The sequence below is a fragment of the Moritella sp. PE36 genome, assembly GCF_000170855.1.
Taxonomy (GTDB): Bacteria; Pseudomonadota; Gammaproteobacteria; order Enterobacterales; family Moritellaceae; genus Moritella.
This window is the reverse complement of record NZ_ABCQ01000022.1, coordinates 1-18,729: the sequence shown is the minus strand read 5'-3', so window position 1 is coordinate 18,729 and position 18,729 is coordinate 1. Positions and strand designations below refer to the sequence as shown.

Sequence of the window (18,729 nt, the reverse complement as noted above, 5' to 3'; positions counted from 1 at the left end):
ATGATTAATTACTCTACAGTAACAGCCTTCGCCAAGTTACGTGGTTGATCCACATCTGTACCTTTAATCAGAGCAACATGGTATGACAGTAACTGCATTGGTAACGTGTAGAAGATCGGCGCTGTAATTTCACTTACATGCGGCATAGTGATGATCTTCATGCCTTCTGATTCAACAAAACCAGCTTCTGCATCTGCGAATACATAAAGCAGGCCGCCACGTGCACGTACTTCTTCAATATTCGATTTAAGCTTTTCGAGTAATTCATTGGTTGGCGCGATAACCACAACAGGCATATCGGCATCAACTAGCGCTAACGGACCGTGTTTCAATTCACCCGCCGCATATGCTTCTGCGTGAATGTACGAGATCTCTTTAAGCTTAAGCGCCGCTTCCATGGCGATAGGGTAGAACTCACCGCGTCCGAGGAATAAGGTATGGTGTTTGTCAGCAAAATCTTGAGCTAGTGCTTCAATGTCTTTATCAAATGACAATGCATTTTCGATTTGTGCTGGCAGTGCATGTAATGCCGTTACGATTTCAGCTTCTTTGGTTGCATCGATAACGTGTTTTTGTTTACCTAATGCCGTTACTAGCATTAATAATGCGGATAATTGTGTCGTGAATGCTTTAGTCGAAGCAACACCAATCTCGGTACCCGCACGGGTCATGAATGCAAAGTCAGATTCACGTACTAATGAAGAACCGGCTACGTTACAAATGGTCATTACAGCCATGTAACCTTTTTCTTTCGCTAAGCGCATTGCTGCTAACGTATCTGCAGTTTCACCTGACTGTGACAAAGTGATAAGTAGGCTATTAGGGCGCGTTACAAACTTACGGTAACGGAATTCAGACGCGATCTCGACATCACAACTGACACCTGCTAACGATTCAAACCAATAACGGGCTGTCATACCTGCGTTGTACGACGTACCACAAGCGATGATCTGAATGTGTTCAACTTTCTCTAAGATCTCTGCCGCATTAACGCCGATACTTTCTGTAATAACGCGGTTAGCTGTAAGGCGACCTTCCATTGTATTGGTTAGTGCTACAGGTTGTTCGAAGATTTCTTTCTGCATAAAGTGACGGAATTTACCTTTATCTGCTGCATCATGCTCTGCATTTGACTCCGTTACTTCACGTGTTACTGGCTTACCATTAATATCAAATACTGACACATCACGACGGGTAATTTCAGCTACATCGCCTTCTTCAAGGTACATGAAACGACGAGTAACATTAAGCAGTGCAAGTTGATCGGATGCAAGGAAGTTTTCGCCCACACCTAAACCAATTACGATTGGGCTGCCTGAACGAGCCACAATTAACTTACCTGGTTCGAGACGATTTAGTACCACAGTACCGTATGCGCCTTCTAACTGTGCCACGGTTTTTTGTACTGCATCAAGTAAGCTATCGGCAGAGCGTAGTTCCCATTCAACAAGGTGGGCAATGACTTCAGTGTCTGTTTGCGATTGGAAAATATAACCACGTTGTTGTAATAGTTCACGTAACATTTCATGGTTTTCAATAATACCATTATGTACAACCGCGATATCACCTGATACGTGTGGATGAGCATTTGCTTGTGAAGGTTCACCATGTGTCGCCCAGCGAGTATGGGCAATACCAGTACCACCGACGGGTTGTTCAGTCTCAACGGCATTCGCTAATTCTTTTACTTTACCCAAGCTACGAACACGCTGCAGGTTATTGTCTTGATCAACAATCGCCACACCGGCAGAATCATAACCGCGGTATTCTAAACGACGTAAACCTTCAACTAAAATTTCAGCGATATCTCTTTGCGCTACTGCACCAACAATGCCACACATGGTCTTCTCCTAGCTTTATAAATGGTATAAATATTTTAAACAAGTAATAACCACGTGATAGTACTGCCTATCGGTCCGTGATGACGTTCGTCCTGATATAACTTGTTTTAATGATTTTGAGCTCGAAACTGTTATCATTAAACGATTATTTTGTATTTCAAAGTTGAAACGTAACTTAAATGAAATGCATTAGTTACGTTTTATTAAATATAGCGTGTGATTGAAATTTATCTACTTTCACTCGTTATATCGATACCTTGATTCTGTAAATATGACAGGTTAAGTTTCGAAGTTTCCGTATATTAGTTTCGTTTGTTTCGTTTGTCTATTTAAACTTGCACTTTATGTGTGGTTACAGCGTAATTAATGAAACTTGTATCGATGAATGTGGCGAAACTCAATTATGCCGGCCTTAACTCAAGCATGGTTTTTATGATTTGAATACGGCACAAATTTAGAAGCTAAAAAAGCCAGCATAAGCTGGCTTGGGTAGTGACGCTAATAAACGTGTTTAATGTTTATGGCCTGTATGGTTCTCCGTTTTTTCATATAACTGAGCATCGACTTCTTGGCCTTTCGCTGGGCGAGGTACAATTTCAAATACTTCATCAAATTCAACCATAGTGCTAAGTAGTTTGTTTAATACGGTATTGTCACCTTTTAAACCGGCTGCTTTGCTTGCAAAGAGGTCTTTTAATGTCGTTTGTTGCAAGATGATTTTAGTTACATCGCTACGGTTAATAAACAAGGTCGCATCTGCTTCTAATGCTTTGTCTACTTTAATGTTATTCAAGTTACCGTTTGCCATTTCTACATAGAAAGTCTCTTCTACATCAGGTAATACCACATTTAAGGTAAATGGTGTGTGTTGCGCTTTTAGCGAATCAACTTTAACGGCCATATAATCTAATAAGTTTTCGATAGTCATGTTTGCAAGTACATCTGCTGAGGCGGTTTTTGGGTTACCAGGCATAGTGCCAACACGTAACTCTTGCGCACCGGTTAAGTAGGTATTCCTCCAACCCGCACCTTCAGACTGGTAACCTAATTGCTCGTAAGAATCGGCTAATAGTTTGCGTGCTTCGGTGTTTGTAGGCTCAACTTGCATGACTTTATTCAGCACAGTTGCAACAAATCGGTATTCGCCTTTTTCAAAATCAGCATGTGCTTTTTTAAGGATCACGTCACTACCGCCCATATACTCAACAAATTTGGCTGATTGTGGCTTAATTGGCAGTGGGTTCAAGTTCGCAGGGTTCATATCAAAGTAACCTAAGTACATGTTATACACTGCACGCGAGTTGTGTGAATAAGTACCGTGGTAACCATTGGTATGCCAGCTTTTCTGAATGCTATCAGGCATTACTTCATAGATCTTATCACCTAAATCTTGCATTACGTAACCGTTATTGGCTAAACGCAATGTTTGGTTGTGTGTGAAACCGTAAGCATCACGTTGCATTTTTAGGTAATTAGAAATTTCTTCATTGCCCCAAATCGGCGCTGAGTGTGACGCGAATAATACGTCTGTTTTAGCGCCCCAAGTGACCAACATTTCGTTAATTTTCTTCGACCATTTTAATGAGTCACGTACTTTGGCCCCACGTAATGTATAAACGTTATGCATGCCTTGGTAAGTGAGCTCACCTGTCCACAAGGTATTTATGCTGGGAATAAACGTAACCATCTCTGATGCGGCTTCGGTACCGGATGCATCCATGAATTTCATTTCTAAGCCATCAATGACTAAGGTTTCAATTTCTTGGTCATGGTTTAACTCATAGTCAGGTAATACGTAAGTGATCTCACCTGTAGAGAGGCCTTTTGCTAAGGCTGCGTCAACAATACCGTGATTATTGCGGTCTAATGTTGCCCCGTATTGATAAGCGGCGCGGCGTGACATAGCGTTACCTGCTAATACATTTTCATCAACAATCTCTTTGGTGATATTTTTTGAACCGTATACTTTCACATCTGGGAAAGCATCTTTAATCGCACGTGAACCACCAAAGTGATCGGCATGTGAGTGTGAGTAAATCATCGCTACAATCGGTAAGTTACCTGCTTCTGGTACATTTTCTTGGAAGAATTTGAGAGATTGCGCCGCTGATTCTTTGGTTAATAACACATCGTAAACAATCCAACCGCTATCACTGCGAATGAATGAGATTGAAGAAAGGTCGGTACCACGCACTTGGTAAATTTTACCCGGTACGACTTCATATAAGCCCGTTGCCGCTTGGTTTAATACCGCTTGGCGCCATAATGATGGATTTACTGAATCGGGGGCGTTATCTGCATTTGCTACATCGGCATCAATAAAGTTAAAGCTATTACGAATAATATCACCAGTTGTTTGGTCAAATTCAGCAATCAAACCACGGTTATTATTTTCAAAAGCACGCACATCTTCAAAGTTAAGTGTTTTGGCAAATTCGTTGTTGTATTGGATCGTAGCTTTGGTTGCGTCTTTACCACCTTGCTCACCAATAGTGCTTAGGTGAGCATGGTCATGGCCATGGTCGGCAGCGATTGCACTTAAAGAGAGAGAAGAGATCACGATAGCTAATGTAGTTTTTTTCATAATATCACCCGTTAATTCATTACATTATAAAGATATAAAGTTTTATAAAGCGCAACAGATAGCTGGTTATTAGCTGCTTTGCTTCGATGGGGTAATAATAAACATTGTCGGTAAATAAAAGAACGGGGCAGGCGTTATGCCTGCCATAAGCTGTGCTTATACTAAATAAATGGCCGCTGTGATTATGCTAACTAAACTGTAGCCGATGCTAAATCGGCGTGCTGAACAATCGTTAAAAATTAATCAGCTTGTTTTTGATTGTTTCTCTTAATTGCTGATGGCCTTTATCTTTTAGGTAACGCTTGTGATAAATCAAATGGAAGTCGATTGGTTTCATGGTAAAAGGCGGCTCAATGACTTTTAACCCTAAGCTATCTGCAATATGACAAAGGCCCTCAGGGATGGCGGCAATATAATCTGAATTTTGTACTGCCAGCATCATGTTGGCTGGACTAGAGACTTGCACTCTGATATCACGCGCTTTTAATGCTGTTTTGGCAAAGTACTCCACGGCACGCATATTATTACGCACCAGTTTCATTGCCACATGACCGAGTTGTAAATAATGCTCCATGGTGATGCTATCTGTAACTGTAGGGTGGTTTTTGCAACACACCAGTTTAAGATGTTCTTTGCGCACCAGTTCAAAACAGAAACTGTTATCTTGCTGTGTGACGTTATCAATTGCGAGGTCAATTTTACGCATACGTAAATCGTTAAATGTATCTTCCTCACTATCACTTGATTCTATTAATTGGATATCGTGAATACCACTGAGTTTGAGCAAAATGCTCTCGGGGGCGTAAACGATAAAGTGCTCTTTGTTGCCCAGTGCATTGTCAACAATTTCTAATACGGTAGAAACCTGTGAGTAGAAGTTTTGTGCATTAGGAGTAGGGCTTAATTTTCGGCCGCTGCGAATAAACAACGGGTAACCTAAATACGTTTCTAAGCGTTTTATCGCACCACTAATCGCGGGCTGTGACACATTTAATAATTCAGCGGCTTTAGTTATAGAATTAAGCTCATACACTTTTGCAAAGGGCTTAATTAGGTTCATATCAAAATCATGCATAACAATTACCTCTGCGGCTTAATGAACTAAGAAAAAAAGCAGCATACTCAATACCGCTGTGAGCAACGTGTTGCGGGTTATCAGGATCAGCAACACCGCAAACACAGCGCCGATCAAGTAACTATTATCGAGATTAAGATGCAAAGTATTGTCTTGAATAAAGACAATCGGCGCTAAAATTGCAGTAAGTACTGCAGGTGCCGAATAGCTTAAAAACTTCACCATACCGGGATTAAGGCGCAATGGTAGTTTCGGTTCTATGAATATGTAGCGGCTAATAAAGATAATGACCGTCATTAATATAATGGTTAGCCAGATCATAGGCCTTCTCCCGGTCTGGTTAATATGATTTTATTTGGGTGTGCCTCATTGGTTAATTTAGCTGTAAGCATACCAGCACTCATGCCTGATAATGCCGCGATGAGTAATCCGCCCTGGATATCAAACACTTCACACACGACGGCCATGACTAACGACACCAGTACGCTAACGAGTATGGATGGGGTTTTAATGGCAGGTACAACCAAGGCAATAAAAGTCGCTGCGATAGCGAAGTCTAAACCGAGCTCATCTAAATTGGGGATCTGTTGACCAGCAAAAATACCGACCGCAGACGCTATATTCCAAATGAGATAAAAACTAAAGCCACCGCCAAACGCAAACCAGCGATCAAATTTGTGCTGCTTGGTGTCGCTGCATATAGCGAATAATTCATCGGTGAGTAAGAATCCCAGTGTTAACCGCCAACGTAAAGGCAGGGGACTCATTTGCTGACGCATAGCCATGCCATATAAAAAATGGCGTGAGGTAATGAGTAGGGTAGTTAAGAGAATACTGGTTAACCCAACGCCTGATTTGATCATCCCCACAGCAACCAGCTGCGCCGCACCAGCAAACACAATCGCTGACATTGCTTGGCTTTGCAGCATATCTAAACCGGCTTCAATGGCATAAGAGCCCGCCAAAATACCCCAAGGGATCACCGCAATACTTAACGGCATTGCTGCGATCATACCTCGCCATAATGACTTTCTGATCGAGGCGGATGATTGTGGCTGTGACATGTTTTTATTCCTTGTCATATATGTTGTTTTTATAGTGATTATGCATATTAACGGAGTTAGCGCATGAGTAAGAGATATGGTGGATACATTTGGTTGTGGATCGCGAGAGTGGATGAATATATACGTTAAACCAAGTGCTATGGTGATTATATTAGTTTTATATGCTGGCGATTAGTCTATTGTCATCATTTATCGACCTTGTAAAATCATGAGCTTAGTTTGTTTAATCTAAAAATAGGACTAATATTTAATTACGCTTCTAATTTCTAACTTTAACTGCTCATAATTTCTAACTTTAATTGCCCATACACAATAGAGAATGACGATGAAATTGAAAATACTGGCGTTAATCGCCGTGATTGGTTTAGCGGGTTGTAATGATGAAGAGCTAAACAAATTTGTTCGACAAGCCGACAGCCCTGTTTACAGTGGTGATCGTAGTGACTTACTCGCTTATGGGGAACAACTGTGGAATGACCCTAGCCTTGGTAATAGTGGTTTAGCGTGCGGTACTTGTCATGCTGGTGGCGCGGCATTTAATGATAGTTTTAAACAGCCATATCCGCACTTGGTCGCAATGGCGGAAGATATGTCGGGTTTAACCTCTATAGATGCCGAGCAGATGGTGCAATTTTGTATGTTGCAACCGATGCAAGCTGAAATGCTTGCCTGGGATTCAAAAGAACTTGCAGCGCTAACTTTGTATGTCGAAAAAGTAGTGCAAGTCGAATTTATCAAGCAGCATTAACCTTGAGTTAATAAAAAACCCAGCAAGCCGGGTTTTTTTATTAACAAAATAAAACGCGATTAATTAGTGCTGCGCTTTGTGCTCGCCAGTGCCAAAGTGCCAATCATAGTGGAAGCTTTGACTTGCATCTTGATCTTTACGACGGTAAGTATGGCCACCAAAGTAGTCACGCATTGCTTGAATAAGGCTTGCTGATGAATCTGCTTCACGGTAGCAATCGTAGTAGCTCATTGCTGCGCTAATTGAAGGCATTGGCATACCTTGCATGATTGCTTTCGCTAATACTTCACGCCATGCCATTTGGCTTTCAGCTAGTGTATTAGTGAAACGGTCCGCTAACATGAGGTTTAATAGCTCAGGTTCAGCTTGGTAAGCTTTCGCGATATCATCTAAGAAGTGAGCGCGGATCACGCAACCTGCACGCCAGATTTTTGCAATTGCAACGTAATCAAGTGTCCAGTTATGTTCTTTTTGTGCTGCAGACATTAATTCAAAACCTTGTGCGTAGCTACAGATTTTTGAACAATATAGTGCGTCAGCCAGTTTTTCTAACCACACGTTGCGGTCTTCAATCGTGACTGTTGGACCAGCAAGTTTAGTCGCGCCAACCTGGCGAATAGATTTTTGTGTGCTTAGGCAACGGGCAAATACAGATTCGGCAATTGCGTTTGCTGGTACGCCAAGCTCTAAGGCTTCACGCGCAGTCCAGTTACCTGTGCCTTTTTGGCCTGCTTGATCCATGATCACATCAACCATAGGTTTACCTGTTGCTTCATCAACAACTTTTAGGATATTACCTGTGATCTCGATGAGGTAGCTTTGCAGTTTACCTTTGTTCCATTCACTGAATACTTCGCCAACTTCAACCGCAGACATGCCTAAGATTTGACGCATGAACTGCACAACTTCGGCAATCATTTGCATATCAGCGTATTCGATACCGTTATGTACCATTTTAACAAAATGGCCAGAACCGATTGGACCGATATATTCGGCACAAGGTTCACCTTCTGGTAGTGGCTGGTCTACGTGTGTACGTGCAATTTCAACACCTGTTTCAGGGTCTACTTTCGCAGACATCGCTTGCCACATCGGTTTTAGTCTTTCCCAAGCTGCTTTGTCGCCACTTGGCATTAATGATGGACCAAAACGAGCGCCAACTTCACCGCCAGAAATAGCACAAGTGAAGAAGCTAAACTTACCTGCGTAAGTATCTGCACGGGCGATAGAGTCACGCCATTGGCTGTTACCTGTATCTACAACAATGTCGTTTGCTTCTAAGCCAGCTGCTATTAAGTCATTACAGATAATATCAACAACAGGACCCGCTGGTACTGAAAGCACGATTCGACGAGGTACTTCTAATTGGTTAATTAGTTCTGCAAGATCGGCAACCGCAATTAATTTTGCTGCTGTTAAAGGTTGATGACGCTTAATGATGTCAGTACGACGGCTTTCGTTAATATCAAAAGCTGCAACGGAAAATCCACGTTCAGCTAAGTTTAGTGCCATGTTGGCACCCATTACGCCTAAACCTATTACTGCAATATCAATATTTTTATTCATCTGGTCCTCTGTGTCTTAGCAAGTCATGAAGGTGAGAATTGGCTAATGCCTTGTAGTTTAAGGCATGATATAGAAAGTAGAAAAAGATACAATGTTAACGCTATCGTTATTTGTCTTTTTCATCTAAATCACTATTTTTTGATAAATTAATTTTAAATCATTAAAACGAATATGGTTAATCAGCATTGTCTTATGAGATCTACCTCACACTATCAGCGTTTAGTTAAATTTTAGATTGGTTCTTTCCTGTTCACTTATATAAATGTAGCTAAAACTACTAATATCTTTATATATTCCTTTCTAAGAATAGTTATCTAACTTAACCGCATCATTGCTGGTCAAATAAATTAAAAAATATGTTAAAAACCATACGATTGTGCTGTTTTGAAGTTAATTGAAAAGTTTATTTACCCCTAATTGAAGATAGGTATAATGTGGTAAGTATTTTATAACTAAGGATATTAGGCGTATGAGTTCCAACAGCCGTAAGTCTGGTCGAGTGACCTTACAAGATGTTGCAAATAAAGTAGGTGTGACTAAAATCACCGTCTCTAGGGCGATCCGCACGCCGGAGAAAGTATCGGAATCATTACGCTTAAGTATCCATAAAGCAATTGATCAAATGGGCTATGTGCCTAATCGTGCTGCGAGCATGTTAAGTGCAAAGCAAAGTAAAACGATTGTATTGATTGTTCCTTCATTATCTAACGGCGTATTCGCTGACGTTGTTCGTGGCATTAATGATGTAATGTTAAACCAAGGCTTTCAAATATTGTTAGGCCACTCGGGTTATTCCTTATTAGAAGAAGAGCGCTTAATCGAGACTTACTTACAGTTTGGTATCGATGGCATCATTATTTCTGGTACCCACCACACTGAACGGAGTAATCGTTTATTACGTAAATCAAACTTACCAGTTGTTGAGATCATGGAATGTAATGAGAACGCGATCGATATGTCGGTGGGTTTAGATCATGCGCAAGCTGGTTATAAAATGACACAGCATTTAATTGGCAAAGGGTATAAAAACATCGGTTTTGCTGGTGCAAGAATGGATCTACGTGCGCAACTTCGTTTAGATGGTTGGCGCAAAGCGATTTGGGAAACAGAGCTAAGCGATGCTCGTGTGCTCACTAGTTCTTATGCCTCAACTTACCAGATGGGTGCTGATATGTTGACAGAGATATTAGGTGAATGGCCTGATACTGACTGCATCTTCTTCTGTAATGACGATTTGGCTGCAGGGGCGCTATTTGAGTGTCAACGTCGTAATTTAAAAGTACCGAAAGATATTGCGTTAGTAGGCTTTAACGACCTTGATATTTGCTCGGCGACAAACCCTAAATTAACCTCTGTTTGTATTCCGCGTTTTGATATTGGTGAGCAGGCGGCCAAATTGTTATTGAAAAGAATTAATGATGAACCAATAGAAAGTAAGCATTTAGATCTCGGTTTTATTATTTCTGAGCGTGCAAGTACCTAAGTCAGACTGATAACACTTGTGTTTCCCTGTGTTAACGGTAACATTGCGTTAGTTGATTTTAAGTGCAATGCTAAGAAGTAAGAATATGATGGGTAGAAGTATTATAGTCATGGGCGTTTCTGGTAGTGGAAAGTCTACGATAGGATTAAAAATTGCACAGCAGCTCGGCGTTAAATTCATTGATGGTGATGATCTACACCCGAAAGCCAATATTTTGAAAATGGCTGAAGCGCAACCGTTAAATGACTCAGACCGAAAGCCGTGGTTAGAGCGTATTCGCGATGCGTGTTTTAGCATAGAGCAAAAGAATGAAACGGGTATTATTGTTTGTTCTGCATTACGTAAAGATTATCGCGATCAGATCCGTGACGGTAACAAAGCAATTACTTTTATTTACTTAGATGGTAGCTTTGATTTAATTTTAACACGGTTGAAAGCACGAGCTGGGCATTTTTTTAGTGGTGATGATATGTTAAGAAGCCAATTTAACACGCTGGAGTTACCACTCGAGGATGAAATTGACGTACTTTCTGTGCCTATTGATGGCACAATTGATGACATAGTAACGCTCAGTATTAAGGCTTTAAAAAGCCATTAGTGTTACGATTTTTTGTGAATATACTAATCGTTTTATAAAATAATTAGCGCATCTATAAACTATAACAAGGGTCATATTTTAATCAAAATATGGCCTTTTTTTTTATCTCGTCACTTCCCCTTCAAATGAAACTTAAAAGTGGATTATATGTAACAATGCTGACTTTAAAGTTGAAACTATCCGATGGTTTTATATAAAAATGTGACGTTACCCCTAGAGTTTAGCTGTTTGTGAGAGTAAGATTACCTCAATAGTTACCGGTAACATAAAAGCAATATCATTATCGGGTTTGTCAGAAACAAGGATACCGCTACCAATGAAAACCATTACTAAAACAATTATTGCAGCATCAGTTGCAACTATGATGAGTGCATCTGCATTCGCCGCTGAATTTAATTTTAAATTTCAATCTTCTGATCCATCAGGTGAGAAGAACTTCCAAGTGCAAAAGGCATGGGCTGAACAATTAGAAAAAGATTCTAACGGTCGTATCGATGTCACTATGTTGCCAGTTGGCGCGATAATTAAGCACTCCGAAACACTCGATGGTATTAAATTTGGTGTGTTACAAGGTCACATTACAGCAACAAGTTTCTTTGCTGGTAAAGATCCTGCATTTGGTTTAATGGGTAACACAGTCGGTGCTTGGTCAGATCCAATACAACTATTAGATTACATGTATAACGGCGGCGGTAATGAGCTAATGCGTGAGATCTATGCTCCTTATGGTATTTATTATATTGGTGCATCAGCAACAGGTCTTGAAGCGTTTGTGTCTAAAGTACCGCTAAATGGTGTGGCCGATCTGAAAGGGCTTAAACTACGAGCGCCTGAAGGTCTAGTGCAACAAGTATTTGCAGCTGCAGGTGCATCACCAGTTAACTTACCAGGTTCAGAAGTATTTACAGGCCTAAGTAAAGGCGTTATTGATGCTGCTGATTACACGGTGTTCTCAACGAACCATAAAGCGGGTCTGAATGATGTCGCTACGCATCCGGTATACCCTGGCTTCCATTCTTTACCTGCAATTGAAGTTTCGATTAGTGCAAAATCGTGGAACAAACTACCTGCCGACCTACAAACGCTAATGCAAGATTCAGTTAAAACATTTGCTTACACTATGGTTGAGACACTGAAAAAAGCAGATGCTGAAGCGGTCGCAGATGCTATGGCAGATCCAAAAATCACCATACATGACTGGCCTGCAGAAGAACGTAAAAAGTTCCGTACTATTGCGCGTAGCCAGTGGGAAGTTTACGCAAAACGTTCTCCAAACGCACAAAAAGTATATGACTCTGTAACAACGTATTTAAAAGCGAAAAACTTACTGTAATTTAAGTAAGTGCTATACCCAAGCTACTTCAAGATGCACAATCAGCAAACCGAAAGGAGAGGATATTCAAGGCATGAAGTCGAGGATTTAGTTATTCTAAATCAAGACTTCATAACGCCGAAGATACCTGCTTTCGGTTTGCCCTACGGGAGGCGAGCAGGAATAACAGTACAGCGTTACAATACTTGAAAATGGAATAACCATTATCTATATATTGTGCCTTGTCCTGATATCCCTGCTCGTCTCTGATATAGCATCTTGAAGTAACTTGGGTATATACCTGGAGGCTGCGCTGCAGCCTTTTTTTTCCACTTAGAAGATGAAAAAATCTATGAGTAATCCAGAAGAACTGCAACCAAGAAACCGCCTCGATGCGGGTATTATATGGGCTGGCAATGCAATTAGTGTGTTGTTTCTGTTTACGGTATTAATATCGTTTTATGAAGTACTTATGCGTTACGTATTTAATGCGCCAACGACATGGGTACATGAAACAGCGTCCTTTGTTGGTGGCTCGTTATTTGTGATTGGTGGTGCTTATGGATTAGCCGCAGATAAACATGTCCGTGTTGTGCTTATTTATGATCATGTATCGGATCGTGTAAAGCAGTACTTGAATGTATTCCACCATATAATGGGTTTATTATTTACGGTATTACTTTCTTATGCCGCTTATACCATGGTGGAAGGCGCATGGTATGCACCTTGGGGTGAGATGCGTTTAGAAACATCGGGTTCAGCTTGGAATCCAGTATTTCCTGCGCTACTTAAAGCGTTAATTTTTGGTACTCTGTGTTTAATGTCAGTGCAATTTGTGTTGCACCTCATTCAAGAAATCCACGGCTTAGTTAAGAAGAAAAAATAATATGTTTGATCTTTCATCTATTGGTATTGCTTACGGCAGTTTATTAATGCTGGTGCTTATGATTGGCCTGTTGTTAACAGGTATGCAGTTAGCATTTGTTACTGGTTTAGTTGCGGTTATATTTACATTCGGTTGGTTTGGACCTGAGGTTCTACCGCTGATCACAAGTCGAATTTATAGTTTTGTTAGTGGGTATGTATTTTTAGCCGTGCCTATGTTTGTATTGATGGCCGCCTTGCTTGACCGTTCTGGTATTGCGCGTGACTTGTTCGATGCAATGAAAAAAGTGGGCCGTAACGTCCGTGGTGGTGTTGCTGTTCAAACGCTATTAGTTGCGGTACTACTGGCTTCAATGTCGGGTGTGATTGGTGGTGAAACGGTACTACTTGGTATTCTTGCATTACCACAAATGCTGCGCCTTGGTTATGATCGTAAATTAGCGATCGGTACAACCTGTGCCGGTGGTGCGCTAGGCACCATGTTACCACCCAGTATTGTATTGATTATTTATGGTCTAACGGCAAATGTATCAATTGGCGATCTGTTTAAAGCATCATTCTTACCTGCCGCGATTTTAGCGTTATTGTATATCTTGTATGTATTAATTCGTTGTCATTTAAACCCGTCATTAGCACCATTACCGACAGCTGAAGAATTAGCGGAAGATGCCGCGAAAGATATTAACTTCAAAAAAGCGTTATTATTCCCAATGCTATCTGTGGGTGTGGTTCTGGGTAGTATCTACAGTGGTATTGCGTCAATTACTGAAGCATCGGCATTAGGTGTTGTCGGTATTGCAATCAGTGCGGCGATCCGTGGTGAGCTTAACTGGAACATGTTAAAAGAAAGCTCGATTGCGACGTTACGTACTTGTGGCATGATCATCTGGATTGGTATTGGTGCGAGCGCATTAGTTGGTGTTTACAATTTAATGGGCGGCATTGATTTTGTAAGTGAAGGCATTCTGGCGATGAGTGGTGGTAGCCCAATGGGTACTATCTTAATCATGATGGCAGTGCTGTTTGTATTAGGTATGTTCCTAGATTGGGTTGGTGTTGCATTATTAACTATGCCTATCTTTGTACCGATTGTGGTTGGTCTAGGTTTTGACCCAATTTGGTTTGGTGTGGTGTTCTGTATGAATATGCAGGTTTCATTCTTGTCACCGCCGTTTGGTCCCGCTGCCTTCTACCTTAAATCGGTAGCACCAAAAGACATCAGCTTAGGTGAGATTTTCAGTGCTCTGGTACCGTTTATCTGTTTACAAGTTGTCGCGTTAGCATTGCTCATCATGTTCCCTCAGTTGGCATTATGGTGGCAATAATTTATTCTTGAATAGGTGATATAACCGACGTCTTGTTAAATTAGATATCTGAAAGCCCATTGTTAGTAATAACAATGGGCTTTTTTTGTTTGAAATTTGAACAGTTAAAATTTCACACTTAAATTGGTACTAAAGTGGCATTGAAAAATAATCATTAATTACAACTGGTTAGTGGTAAATCTAAGTTGTATTGTCACCGTTTGACTGATGGCCGTCGAACTAGGCAATTTTGGAATTTAAAAAACCATGTCATACAATAGTTTATAGCTTCTTAAATATGTATAATAAAAGAGCTATTTAAACTAATGCTTCATTGCAAATGTGTATTTAACGTTAACAGCTCTGCTGTTATGTTGATTTATGTACTAAGTTAGATAGTTGAAGTAGTTAATTATTATATCGTTAAAATGATGATTCTTGTATGTGTGATCATAGTGTAAACCGATAATTATGCAGGTATTTACCTGTTCCTTAGAATAAGATAGTCAAAAGGACTTGCTCATGATCACATTTGTCATTCCCCAACAAGCACAAGTTATATCTGTTAACGGTAAAGCAGAGCATATACTTGAGCAGGATAGTCAATCCTTGGAGAGTGGTTATGAAATTGCGGCGGGTGGCAAAATTGAAGTCACGTCTGGTGCTCAGGTTATATTGAAATATGCCGATGGCTCACAAGTGATTATCGATGAACATTTTAAAGCAAATGATGATGCTGACACGCCTGATGTAGCAATGGATGTGTTAGATGAAATTACCGCATCTAGTGATAAACCTGTACAAGACCAACCCCAAGTTAGTGACGATATTTTAGCTGAAATTCGTGCCATTCAAGACTTAATCCTATCTGATGAAGAGTTTATTGATCCTGTTAGTACTGCTGCTGGTAGTGCCAGTGATGGCGGTCGTTCTTCTGCGATAACTGTAGAACGTACCGGAGCTGAGACACTGGCCCATGCTGAATTTGAAACTGAAACCTTTACCCAGGCTGCGCAAACTAAAACCTTGGTAGATACAAGTATTGTTGATACGGCAGCATCTGATGATAACACCGTACCTGTTGATAGTACTGCCCCCCAGGCCGTTAATGTAGCGCTGGTTAATGACAGTAATGTTGCGGGTGATTTAGTCACTAATGATGGTCGTTTATTGGTTACAGGTATTGAAGCTGATGCAACTGTTGAATATAGCGTTGATGGCGGTTTAACGTGGTCACCTGAATTTACTGCCGTGGAAGGCGAAAACGTTGTTACGGTTCGCCAGACTGATAGCGCGGGTAATGTTTCTGACAACAGTAATATTACTTTTGAAGTCGATACCACGCCCCCTGTTGCTGCATCGGTGAATAATTCTCATGGTAATGATTTAACACCGATCATTACTGGCTCCGCGACTGTGGAATCAGGCGATAGTCTAACTGTGATTATTAATGGCGCAACTTATAATGATGTCGTTGTTGATGAAAATGGCCACTGGAGCATTGATACGGGTAGCACTGTACCAGACAGTGGTACGTTAGCCCCGTTTGAAGATGGCGTAAAATATGATGTTAATACGCAAGTTACTGATAAAGCAGGTAACCGTACAGACGCAGTTGCTGAAGATGTAATTAGTATTGATATTACTGCTCCGGATGCACCTGTTGTTAGTTTGCTAAATGATTCGGGTAGCGATAATAGCGATTTGATTACGACAGATGGCCGTTTGAGTGTAACGGCCCCAGAAGCTGGTGCGACTATAGAATACAGTATTGATGGTGAAACCTGGACCGATGAATTTATTGCTGTTGAGGGTGATAATACGGTTTATGTTCGTCAAACAGATACAGAAGGTAATACCTCAAGTAACACCAAATTTGAGTTCAAATTAGACAATCAGATTGATACACCGATAGTTTCATTGGTAACCGATAGCGGTGTAAATGGTGATTTAATTACCAACAATGGCAGTTTAAAACTCGATAATATTGAAGACGGAAGTGTTGTTGAATACAGTGTTAACGGTGGTGATTGGACAACAACGTATACGCCAGTTGAAGGTGATAACAGTATTGTAGTTCGCCAGACTGATACGGCTGGTAACAGCACTGAAAGTACGCCGGTTACATTTATTTTAGATACAACAGCACCGGATGCATTAACGGTTTCATTAACGAATGATTCTGGTGTTAGCGGCAGTGATACCATCACCAACGATGGTGCTCTGACAGTTTCAGCGGCTGAAGATGATGCCGTGGTTGAATACAGTGTTAACGGTGGTGATTGGACAACAAGTTACACACCAGTTGAAGGTGATAACAGTATTGTAGTTCGCCAGACCGATATGGCTGGTAACAGCACTGAAAGTGCGCCAGTTACTTTCACGTTAGATACGACTGCACCAGATGCATTAACGGTTTCATTAACGAATGATTCTGGTGTTAGCGGCAGTGATACCATCACCAACGATGGTGCTCTGACAGTTTCAGCGGCTGAAGATGATGCCGTGGTTGAATACAGTGTTAACGGTGGTGATTGGACAACCACGTATACGCCAGTTGAAGGTGATAACAGCGTAGTAGTTCGCCAGACCGATACGGCTGGTAACAGCACTGAAAGTGCGCCAGTTACTTTTACTTTAGATACAGGTATTGTGACGCCAACGGCGGACATCAATGCGGGCTCAGATAGCGCCATTAATAATGACGATATTACGTCTGATAATACCCCAACGATTGACGGCACCGGTGAGATCGGCGCCAGCGTTGTTATCACCAATGCAGCAAACGTAGTTGTGGGTACCGGCACGGTTGATGCGGATGGCAATTATTCAATTACGACATCGACATTAGTGGATGGCACACAAGCTTTAACCATTACCACAACCGATACCGCAGGTAACGCAGCCTTCGTTGAGCAAACGATCACGGTAGATACTGGTATCGTGACGCCAACGGCGGACATCAATGCGGGCTCAGATAGCGCCATTAATAATGACGATATTACGTCTGATAATACCCCAACGATTGACGGCACCGGTGAGATCGGCGCCAGCGTTGTTATCACCAATGCAGCAAACGTTGTTGTGGGTACCGGCACGGTTGAAGCGGATGGCAATTACTCAATTACGACATCGACATTAGTGGATGGCACACAAGCTTTAACCATTACCACAACCGATACCGCAGGTAACGCAGCCTTCGTTGAGCAAACGATCACGGTAGATACTGGTATCGTGACGCCAACGGCGGACATCAATGCGGGCTCAGATAGCGCCATTAATAATGACGATATTACGTCTGATAATACCCCAACGATTGACGGTACCGGTGAGATCGGCGCCAGCGTTGTTATCACCAATGCAGCAAACGTTGTTGTGGGTACTGGCACGGTTGATGCGGATGGCAATTACTCAATTACGACATCGACATTAGTGGATGGCACACAAGCTTTAACCATTACCACAACTGATACCGCAGGTAACGCAGCCTTCGTTGAGCAAACTATCACGGTAGATACTGGTATCGTGACGCCAACGGCGGACATCAATGCGGGCTCAGATAGCGCCATTAATAATGACGATATTACGTCTGATAATACCCCAACGATTGACGGTACCGGTGAGATCGGCGCCAGCGTTGTTATCACCAATGCAGCAAACGTTGTTGTGGGTACTGGCACGGTTGATGCGGATGGCAATTACTCAATTACGACATCGACATTAGTGGATGGCACACAAGCTTTAACCATTACCACAACTGATACCGCAGGTAACGCAGCCTTCGTTGAGCAAACGATCACGGTAGATACTGGTATCGTGACGCCAACGGCGGACATCAATGCGGGCTCAGATAGCGCCATTAATAATGACGATATTACGTCTGATAATACCCCAACGATTGACGGTACCGGTGAGATCGGCGCCAGCGTTGTTATCACCAATGCAGCAAACGTAGTTGTGGGTACCGGCACGGTTGATGCGGATGGCAATTATTCAATTACGACATCGACATTAGTGGATGGCACACAAGCTTTAACCATTACCACAACCGATACCGCAGGTAACGCAGCCTTCGTTGAGCAAACGATCACGGTAGATACAGCGGTCGTGACGCCAAGCGTTACGATCGCAGATATCGATGCCAATGATGACGGCGTTTATAACGCAGCAGAATTAGGTACCGATGGCACGGTGACGGCGACGATCGCAGTCACCGGCTCTAAAGCGGGCGATACATTAACGTATAACGTTGATGGCGCCACGCCAGTA

Annotated in this window: 13 protein-coding genes; 7 read left to right on the top strand and 6 right to left on the bottom strand. The window is 41.7% G+C overall.

What is annotated here, in order from left to right; all coding sequences use genetic code 11:
• Positions 1-8 precede the first annotated feature (8 nt).
• From glmS to PE36_RS13280, 5 genes are all read right to left on the bottom strand, one after another.
• Entirely contained in the window at positions 9-1,841 is a 1,833-nt protein-coding gene (gene glmS / locus PE36_RS13300; RefSeq protein WP_006032559.1) for a glutamine--fructose-6-phosphate transaminase (isomerizing), read from the bottom strand.
• Between the two features lie 511 nt (positions 1,842-2,352).
• Positions 2,353-4,425 carry an alkyl/aryl-sulfatase gene (locus PE36_RS13295; RefSeq protein ID WP_006032558.1) on the bottom strand — a complete coding sequence of 691 codons (2,073 nt, stop codon included), beginning with the start codon at positions 4,423-4,425 and terminating at the stop codon, positions 2,353-2,355.
• 232 nt (positions 4,426-4,657) lie between these two features.
• On the bottom strand, positions 4,658-5,500 hold the full coding sequence (locus PE36_RS13290) for a LysR family transcriptional regulator (protein ID WP_006032557.1): 843 nt from the start codon (positions 5,498-5,500) through the stop codon (positions 4,658-4,660).
• An 18-nt stretch (positions 5,501-5,518) separates the two neighbouring features.
• Positions 5,519-5,821: an AzlD domain-containing protein gene (locus PE36_RS13285; protein WP_006032556.1), complete on the bottom strand. Its 303-nt coding sequence runs from the start codon at positions 5,819-5,821 to the stop codon at positions 5,519-5,521.
• Positions 5,818-6,564 carry an AzlC family ABC transporter permease gene (locus tag PE36_RS13280; RefSeq protein ID WP_006032555.1) on the bottom strand — a complete coding sequence of 249 codons (747 nt, stop codon included), beginning with the start codon at positions 6,562-6,564 and terminating at the stop codon, positions 5,818-5,820. Before PE36_RS13280 ends, PE36_RS13285 begins: the two co-directional genes overlap by 4 nt.
• Before the next feature lie 325 nt (positions 6,565-6,889).
• Here PE36_RS13280 and PE36_RS13275 point away from each other — a divergent pair, with 325 nt between their 5' ends.
• Entirely contained in the window at positions 6,890-7,312 is a 423-nt protein-coding gene (locus PE36_RS13275) for a hypothetical protein (RefSeq protein ID WP_157517790.1), read from the top strand.
• Between the two features lie 63 nt (positions 7,313-7,375).
• Here PE36_RS13275 and gndA read toward each other — a convergent pair whose 3' ends face one another.
• Complete coding sequence (gene gndA / locus PE36_RS13270; RefSeq protein ID WP_006032553.1) at positions 7,376-8,878, bottom strand: NADP-dependent phosphogluconate dehydrogenase; 1,503 nt, start codon at positions 8,876-8,878, stop codon at positions 7,376-7,378.
• 469 nt (positions 8,879-9,347) lie between these two features.
• Here gndA and PE36_RS13265 point away from each other — a divergent pair, with 469 nt between their 5' ends.
• The 6 genes from PE36_RS13265 to PE36_RS13240 form a co-directional block, all read left to right on the top strand.
• On the top strand, positions 9,348-10,361 hold the full coding sequence (locus PE36_RS13265; RefSeq protein WP_006032552.1) for a LacI family DNA-binding transcriptional regulator: 1,014 nt from the start codon (positions 9,348-9,350) through the stop codon (positions 10,359-10,361).
• 67 nt (positions 10,362-10,428) lie between these two features.
• Entirely contained in the window at positions 10,429-10,959 is a 531-nt protein-coding gene (locus PE36_RS13260; RefSeq protein ID WP_157517789.1) for a gluconokinase, read from the top strand.
• 316 nt (positions 10,960-11,275) lie between these two features.
• Positions 11,276-12,292 (top strand): TRAP transporter substrate-binding protein, encoded by a 1,017-nt coding sequence (locus PE36_RS13255; RefSeq protein ID WP_006032549.1) that lies wholly within the window; start codon positions 11,276-11,278, stop codon positions 12,290-12,292.
• A gap of 331 nt (positions 12,293-12,623) precedes the next feature.
• Entirely contained in the window at positions 12,624-13,157 is a 534-nt protein-coding gene (locus PE36_RS13250; protein ID WP_232286585.1) for a TRAP transporter small permease subunit, read from the top strand.
• A gap of 1 nt (position 13,158) precedes the next feature.
• Positions 13,159-14,481 carry a TRAP transporter large permease subunit gene (locus tag PE36_RS13245; protein ID WP_006032547.1) on the top strand — a complete coding sequence of 441 codons (1,323 nt, stop codon included), beginning with the start codon at positions 13,159-13,161 and terminating at the stop codon, positions 14,479-14,481.
• Positions 14,482-14,982: 501 nt separating this feature from the next.
• Positions 14,983-18,729: Ig-like domain-containing protein (locus PE36_RS13240; RefSeq protein WP_006032546.1), on the top strand; the 3,747-nt coding region annotated here is incomplete at its 3' end.